This is a genomic window from Sandarakinorhabdus sp., from assembly GCF_031422795.1.
In the GTDB taxonomy this organism is placed as follows: Bacteria; Pseudomonadota; Alphaproteobacteria; order Sphingomonadales; family Sphingomonadaceae; genus Sandarakinorhabdus.
The window spans coordinates 1-6,919 of the sequence record NZ_JANPML010000172.1 but is presented as its reverse complement, the minus strand read 5'-3'; the positions used below and the strand labels follow the sequence as shown (position 1 = coordinate 6,919).

Here is a 6,919-nt window from a genome sequence, read left to right as displayed (position 1 = left end):
GGTGCGCGTGCCCAATGCCTGGAATCGCACCAATATCAAGCAGTTCACACCGCGGCGGGGGGTAAAGGCAGACGTGCTGGTGGTGCCGACCCTGGCCGATTTCGAGGCCGGGCGCGACCGGGCGCTGGAGGTGGCGCGCAGCCTGCCGGCACAAACGATTGATGCGGCCGCCACGCTCACCGCCGCGCTGGCGGGAAATTGGGCTGGCACGCTGGATTATCGTGATTATGGCAATGATCAGCGCACCAGCCTGCCGACGCTGATGACGGCGGATGGCTTGACCCTGGCCTGGACCTTCGATGATGGCCCCGGCAAGACGGTGCGTTCCCGCCAGAACTGGTCGTTCACGCCCGACGGCAAGTCGCTGACGATTGCTGGCGATAAGAGCCGCGAAACGCTGGCGGTGACCGAACTGCGCCGCTCACCCACGGGCGTGGTAACACTGGTCGCCGATGGCAATGGCGAGGAGAATGGCCGCAGCGTGATGGTGCGCGAGATCCTTACCCGTGATGGCCCGGTGCTGCGCCTCACCCGGATGAGCCGCAGCGTGGGCCAGCCGTTCATCATGCGCCACAGCTATCAGTTGCGGCCGGCCGCTTGAGGGGCTGGTGAATTGCCGGTCTGGGTGGCAAAACCCCACCATGCAGGCCGGCACCACCATTTTTGAACATATGTCGGGCCTGGCCCGCGCCCATGATGCCATCAACCTGGGGCAGGGCTTCCCCGATTTCGGCTGGCCAACCGAGGTGCTGGCGGCCGGCGCCACGGCGATCACCACCGGCTACAACCAGTATCCGCCGATGCGCGGCCTGCCCGAATTGCGCCGCGCCGTGGCGGATTTCTATCGCCGCCGGCAAGGGCTGGCGGTGACGCCCGATCAGGTGATCGTCACCTCTGGCGCCACCGAGGCGCTGGCGGCCAGCATCATGGCGGTGGCGGGTGCAGGCGAAGAAGTGATCCTGTTTGCACCGGCCTATGATGCCTATGCGCCGCTGGTGCGCCGGGCCGGGGCGCAGCCGGTTTGGGTCGAACTGCAGCCGCCGGATTGGCAGGCCAGCGCCGAGGCGATTGCCGTTGCCATCACACCGGCAACGCGCGCCATAGTGATCAACACGCCGCACAACCCCACCGGCGGCATGGCCGGCGCCGCCATGCTGGCCGCCATCGCCAGCCTTGCCCGTGCCCACGATCTCACCATCATCAGCGACGAGGTGTGGGAAGAAGTGATCACCGGCACGGCGCCGCATCTGTCGCCGTTCACCCTGGCCCCCGAACGCACCATCAAGATCGGATCGGCCGGCAAATTGCTGGCGCTGACCGGCTGGAAGGTCGGCTGGGTGGTCGCGGAGGCGACGCTGGCCGAGCGGGTGGCGCAGGTGCACCAATATCTCACCTTTACCACACCGCCGCCGCTGCAGGTGGCGGTCGCCACCGGGCTTGATCTGCCCGATGCCTGGTTTGCCGCCAGCCGGGCGCGGTTCGTGGTGGCGCGCGACCGGCTGGCCGCGGCGCTCACGGCGGGCGGCTGGGTGCTGTTGCCCACTTGTGGCAGCTATTTCCTGATGGCCGATCTGGCGGCATCAGGCGTCAGCAGCGGCGATCATGATTTCTGCGAAGCGGCCGTGGCGCAGGCTGGCGTTGCGGCCATCCCGCTATCGGCGTTCATGCCCAAGGTTGCGCAAACACAGTTCATCCGGCTGTGCTTCGCCAAGTCCGACGCCGTGCTGGATGCCGGGGCCGCTCGGCTGAACGCGGCGCGGCTGCAGTTCGGAACTTGACTGTATTGCAATACTAAGTCACCAAACGACCCATAAGGATTGGGAGAGACGACATGGCCGAACAGCGACTGCACAGCGGAGAAGTGGTGCGAACCGGCATCAGCCTGGGTTCGGCACTGGCTGTCACCATCAGCTGGAGCCTGCACAAGAGCCTGCTGTGGGCCATCATCCACGGCATCCTGTCGTGGTTTTACGTGATCTATTACGCCGTCACGCGTTGATCAGGCGGCGCGGCCGCGTTCGAGCACGCCGGCAAAGCCGCTGAACAGCGCTTCGAAATGTGCGTCGATGGTGCGCGCCGATGGGGCCGCGGCAATGGCCCGGCTGCGCATCGCCGACAGCTGCGGGATGGCTTGCGCAATGGTGCTGGCAAGGCTGGCGGCGTCCAGCGAGGTGAAGGCCAGGCCCAATCCAGGCTCCAGCTGATCATAGGCGGCGCCTTCGTCGGGCACGATCAGCGGCAGGCCGCTGGCGCGGGCTTCGGCGCAGGCAATGCCAAAGGTTTCGGCCGGCGCGCCGTGCACCATCATGTCGGCACTAGCCAGGATGCGGGCAAATTCCGGCCGGTCGCGCACCGGCGCAATCAGCTGGATATGCGGATTTTCGCCCACTGCGCGCGCCACCGACGCGCGGGCGTGGCCATCGCCCAGAATGATCAGGCCCATCGGCCGGCCATAGCTGGCCGCCGTGACGCCGGCGATCACCATCGGCCATTGTTTTTCCGGGCTGTGCCGGCCCACGCCCACCAGCAACGTGGCTTCGGGCGGCAGGCCGCATTGCGCCAGCAGGCGGGCGCGCAGGGCCTCGTCGCGGTTGGCCGGTGAGAAGACGCCGGGATCAACGCCCAGCGCATTGTCCACCACATGAATCAGCCCGCCGTCGCGCAGCCGCTTTGAAAGGCTGGGCGCGGCCGAAATCACCTGATCATAGCGGGCATCGAGCCGGCGCAGATAGCGCCAGAACCAATCAAAGCTGCGATCGATGGTCTGGCGCGGCAGGAAACCATCGAGATAACGATAGACCCAGGCCGACAGCGGTTCGGCGTGCATGAACAGGCTGCGCGGTGCGGTGCCCTGCCAATCGGCCACGGCAGCGGCGCTGCCCCATGGCGAGGAACATTCGATGAAATCGGGCTGATACTCGTCCAGCGCGGCGTGGATGATGCGGTCGCTGGCGAAATAGAAATAACTGCGGTCAAGCGGGAAGCGAGGGCTCTTGATGCTGATCAGCCGGGCCTTGCCGATCTCGCGCACACTGTCTTCGGCGCCGGGCACCACCACGGTCAGGCGCACGCCATACAACTGCGCCACTTCCAGCTTGCGGTGGGTATAGGTGCGGATGCCGCCGCCCTGCGGTGAATAAAGCGCCGAGATGTCGACGATGTGCATGGCGGTGGCGCATCTCCTGACCCGCGCCAGTGCGGGCTGCGGAAACCGTCAATCCGTCGGGTCGGCGCTGCGGTCAAGACCCGATCGTTGCTGCAGCGTTATTGGCGCTCGCGCAGCGGACCGAAACTGAGCAGCCCTTTGCGGTAATTCAGGCGGATGCTGATCGGCGTCAGCCCCGGCCCGGTCTGGAAACGTGCCACTGCAGCCTTTGGCTTGCTCAGCCCCAGGCGCGGGTTGTTCGGAAAGCCGACACCATCGGTCGACAGGCCGAATTTGCGGTTGGCGTCGCGGTCATGCAGCAGCGACAGCGTATAGCCACCGGGGCCTGGCGTGCGGATGCACAGGGTCACAGCGCCCGACGCGGGCACCTGCATTTCCACGCGGCGAAACGTCTTGCCTTCGTTGATCAGGATATTGTCGTCCTGCAGGAAATCCTTGTCATTGTCCGGATACAACTCGGCGCGCAGCACGCCGCGCCGATCCTTCAGGCCCACCGCCGTCAACAGCACAGCCGGGCCAGCTTCACCTGCCCGGCACTGCCCTTCGGCCTTGCCCAGATTGGGATTGGATTCCACTTGTGCCAGCGCGGCCGCAGGAGCGAGCGCCAGCAGCGCCGCCAACCAGTATTTCGTCATTTCTTGCGCCATCCGATCGCTTCGCCGCCCACCAGCAACAGGCCCAGCCCCAGATGCGTGGCCAACAGCAGGCTGGCCATCATCGCCATCAGGGCGCCCACCTGGGCATCCTGGCCGATCATGAACACGGCCAATGCGGCGAACACCACATCCTTGTTGGGCAGGAACGGCAAGCGCGACAGCAACATGCGCATGGCCGAAAGCAGCACCCACAGCTCCACCGATTCTGCCGGCAACGCCAGGTGCCAGCACAGGCCGGTGAGCACCAACGTGGCAATCACGCGCGCCGTCTGGATGCCGGTGACGTACCACAGGTCGCGCGCCGGCAGGCTGAACAGCGTTTTGCGGAACAGCAGCACGCCGCTGGAAATCACCAGCATCAGCGCCACCGAACCGAAAAAGGCCGTGCTGTCGATGCCCAGCCGCAGCTGATCGAGCAACGGATATGACAGCAGCATCAGCACCATGGTGATCGCATTGGCGGCCATCGCCGACAGAATGGCAACGTCCTTCACGGCCCCGAACGGTGCCGATGTCATGCCGGTGCGCTGCCGTGCCCACGTGTAGAAATACAGATCGCCAACATAGCCGGTGACCAGCTCGTTGCCGATCAGCTTGCGCAGCAGGGCGAAAAACCCGGCGACCGGAATCTGCCACAGCCGCCGGAAAATGACGAAATCGCCAAACACGCCCGCGAAATAGGAGAGGGCAAACACCAGCCAGAAGGCCGGCGACGTCGGCACGATTGCAGCCACCTGCGCCAGATCGAGCTGAGCCAACTGCGTCAGTGCCGCCACCAGCACGGCAAGCGTGATGGCGGTGCCAAGCCACCAGGTCCAGCCGCGCTCGGTGCGCGGCAGGGCGGGCAAGCTCGGGGGCAGGCCTTCCGGGCCAGCCGGGGCAGTGGCAGCATCGCTTTGAAGCATTTCGGGGGCCAAAATCCTAACTCTCGTGGGCCCTAGAGGCCCAATATGGCAATTTGACGACCGCACGGCGGCGGCCGCTGCCGTCAAGGTGCCATGTTTCCCTCACGCGCGGTTCATCCGAGCAGCGGCGCGATGGCCGCCAGCAATGCCGGGGCGCGGGCCTGGTGGCAGATCAGGATATCCGGCGTGAGCGGGCGCGGCTGGTTGAACACCAGCGGGCTGCCATCGACGCGGCTCACCCACAGGCCGGCAGCCTGGGCCACGGCGGCGGGGGCGCCGCTGTCCCATTCGTGCATGTCGCCCTGATGCAGGTAAACGTCTGCCTCGCCGCGCAGCACGGCCAGCGTTTTCGCCCCGGCGCTGCCCATCGGCACCAGCACGGCACCAATGGTGGCGGCCAGGCTTTGCGCGCAGGCGGCCGGGCGGCTGCGAGAGACAAGGATGCGCAGCGGCGTGGCTTCGGGCAGCAGCGCCGGCGGGTGCGCGGTGCACACACAAACGTTCAGCGCCGGCTGGGACACCGCGCCATCGGCGATGCGGCCATCGATGCTCAGCGCGACATGCACCGCCCAATCCTGACGGCGCTCACCATATTCGCGGGTGCCATCAAGCGGATCGACCAGCCAGACCCGGCGTGATGACAGGCGAGCGAGATCGGGCGCTTCTTCTTCCGACAGGATCGCATCATCCGGGCGTTCGCGGCGTAGTTCGGCCATCAGGAAGGCGTTGCTCAGCCGATCACCGTCGGCACCCAGCGCTTTGCCGTCCTTTGGGCCATCGGCAGGGCCGGTCCGCGCCAGATCGAGCAGGATCTGCCCGGCAGCGTTGGCAAGGTGGCGGGCGAGTTCGGCGTCAGTCATCGTGGTTCCCTGCCAGTGCGCGCGCGCGGCGGCAAGCGCATCAATGTTGATGAATGGCCTTTACCACCTGGAAGGCGCGCATGCCCTCTGGCCCGTCCTCGCTGCCGTGGCCGCTGTCCTTCACCCCGCCAAAGGGGGCATCGACTGCGCTCATTCCCATCGTGTTGATGCCGATCATGCCGGCCTCCACCGCGTCGGCCATGCGGTTGGCGGTGCGGGCGTTTTCGGTGAACAGATAGGCGGCCAGACCAAAGGGCAGCCGATTGGCTTCGGCGATGGCTGCATCCAGCGTGGCGACCCGCTGCACCGTGGCGACCGGGCCAAACGGCTCTTCGTTCATCAGGCGAGCGGAGAGCGGCACATCGCTGAGCACGGTGGGGGCCCAGAAATTGCCGCCAGCTCTGTCCACGCCGCCAACCCGTGCGCCGCCGGCCAGCAAGGTGCCGCCTTGCGCCAGCGCATCGTCGATCAGGCTTGCCATGGCCACGGTGCGCCGCGGATTGGCCAGCGGGCCCATCTGGGTGGCGGCATCAAGGCCGGGGCCGACGTTCAACGCCTTGGCGCGGCTCGCCAGCGCGGCGGCAAAGCGATCGGCAATGGCGTCGTGGACGATGACACGGGTGGGGGAGACGCACACCTGCCCGGCGTTGCGCCACTTGAAGACGCTGACCATGGTGACCGCTTTTTCGAAATCGGCATCGTCCCACACGATCACCGGGCCGTGGCCGCCCAGTTCCATGGTGGTGCGCTTGGCACCGGCGGCGGCCAGCGCCATCAGATGCTTGCCCACCGGGACGGAGCCGGTGAAGCTGATCTTGCGAACGACCGGGCTGGCGATGAGGTGGCGCGACACCGTGTCGGGCACGCCGAACACCATGCTGGCCACCGGCGCCGGCAGGCCGGCATCGATGAAGCATTGCAGCACCAGAATGGCCGTTCCCGGCGCTTCTTCCGGCGGCTTGATGATCATCGAGCAGCCCGCCGCCAGTGCCGGGGCCAATTTGCGCGCCGGGTTGAGAATGGGGAAATTCCACGGGCACAGCGCCAGGCTCGGCCCGACCGGTTCGTGGACGACCAGGCTGCGCTGCCCGGCCGGGCGGGGGAGGACACGGCCATAGTTGCGGCGCACTTCGCCGGCATAAAAATCCACCAATGCAGCGGTATAGGCCAGTTCGCCCTTGGCTTCGGCCAGCGGCTTGCCTTGTTCCAGCGTTGCGGTGGTGGCGATGAGGTCGACGCGTTCGCGCAGCAGCCGGGCGGCGCCGCTGAGCACAGCGGCTTTTTCGTCGGTGGTGGTGGCCCGCCACAGCGGATAGCCGCGCGCGGCGGCAT

8 protein-coding genes are annotated in these 6,919 nt (G+C 66.7%); 3 read left to right on the top strand and 5 right to left on the bottom strand.

Annotated features, from left to right (window positions below; all coding sequences use genetic code 11):
- The 3 genes from RMO81_RS06350 to RMO81_RS06340 all read left to right on the top strand — a co-directional run.
- A partial coding sequence (locus RMO81_RS06350) for a hypothetical protein (RefSeq protein WP_310474946.1) occupies positions 1-601 on the top strand: 601 nt, incomplete at its 5' end.
- Positions 602-641: 40 nt separating this feature from the next.
- On the top strand, positions 642-1,778 hold the full coding sequence (locus RMO81_RS06345) for an aminotransferase class I/II-fold pyridoxal phosphate-dependent enzyme (protein ID WP_310474945.1): 1,137 nt from the start codon (positions 642-644) through the stop codon (positions 1,776-1,778).
- A gap of 53 nt (positions 1,779-1,831) precedes the next feature.
- On the top strand, positions 1,832-1,999 hold the full coding sequence (locus tag RMO81_RS06340) for a hypothetical protein (RefSeq protein ID WP_310474943.1): 168 nt from the start codon (positions 1,832-1,834) through the stop codon (positions 1,997-1,999).
- Here RMO81_RS06340 and RMO81_RS06335 read toward each other — a convergent pair whose 3' ends face one another.
- From RMO81_RS06335 to RMO81_RS06315, 5 genes are all read right to left on the bottom strand, one after another.
- Positions 2,000-3,166, bottom strand: coding sequence for a glycosyltransferase (locus RMO81_RS06335; RefSeq protein ID WP_310474941.1), 1,167 nt, complete (start codon positions 3,164-3,166; stop codon positions 2,000-2,002). It abuts the gene before it with no gap.
- A 98-nt stretch (positions 3,167-3,264) separates the two neighbouring features.
- The gene (locus RMO81_RS06330; RefSeq protein ID WP_310474940.1) at positions 3,265-3,801 is read right to left on the bottom strand and encodes a DUF2141 domain-containing protein; all 537 of its coding nucleotides are present in this window, start codon (positions 3,799-3,801) and stop codon (positions 3,265-3,267) included.
- Positions 3,798-4,727, bottom strand: a complete 930-nt coding sequence (locus RMO81_RS06325) for a hypothetical protein (protein ID WP_310474939.1) — start codon at positions 4,725-4,727, stop codon at positions 3,798-3,800. The genes RMO81_RS06330 and RMO81_RS06325 overlap by 4 nt, the downstream gene beginning before the upstream one ends.
- A gap of 113 nt (positions 4,728-4,840) precedes the next feature.
- Complete coding sequence (locus tag RMO81_RS06320) at positions 4,841-5,587, bottom strand: 3'(2'),5'-bisphosphate nucleotidase CysQ (RefSeq protein WP_310474938.1); 747 nt, start codon at positions 5,585-5,587, stop codon at positions 4,841-4,843.
- Positions 5,588-5,627: 40 nt separating this feature from the next.
- Positions 5,628-6,919: NAD-dependent succinate-semialdehyde dehydrogenase (locus RMO81_RS06315; RefSeq protein WP_310474937.1), on the bottom strand; the 1,292-nt coding region annotated here is incomplete at its 5' end.

Coding starts and splice junctions, on each gene's coding strand:
- RMO81_RS06345 (WP_310474945.1), top strand. CDS start 642: ATGCAGGCCGGCACCACCATTTTTGAACATATGTCGGGCCTGGCCCGC.
- RMO81_RS06340 (WP_310474943.1), top strand. CDS start 1,832: ATGGCCGAACAGCGACTGCACAGCGGAGAAGTGGTGCGAACCGGCATC.
- RMO81_RS06335 (WP_310474941.1), bottom strand. CDS start 3,166: ATGCACATCGTCGACATCTCGGCGCTTTATTCACCGCAGGGCGGCGGC.
- RMO81_RS06330 (WP_310474940.1), bottom strand. CDS start 3,801: ATGACGAAATACTGGTTGGCGGCGCTGCTGGCGCTCGCTCCTGCGGCC.
- RMO81_RS06325 (WP_310474939.1), bottom strand. CDS start 4,727: ATGCTTCAAAGCGATGCTGCCACTGCCCCGGCTGGCCCGGAAGGCCTG.
- RMO81_RS06320 (WP_310474938.1), bottom strand. CDS start 5,587: ATGACTGACGCCGAACTCGCCCGCCACCTTGCCAACGCTGCCGGGCAG.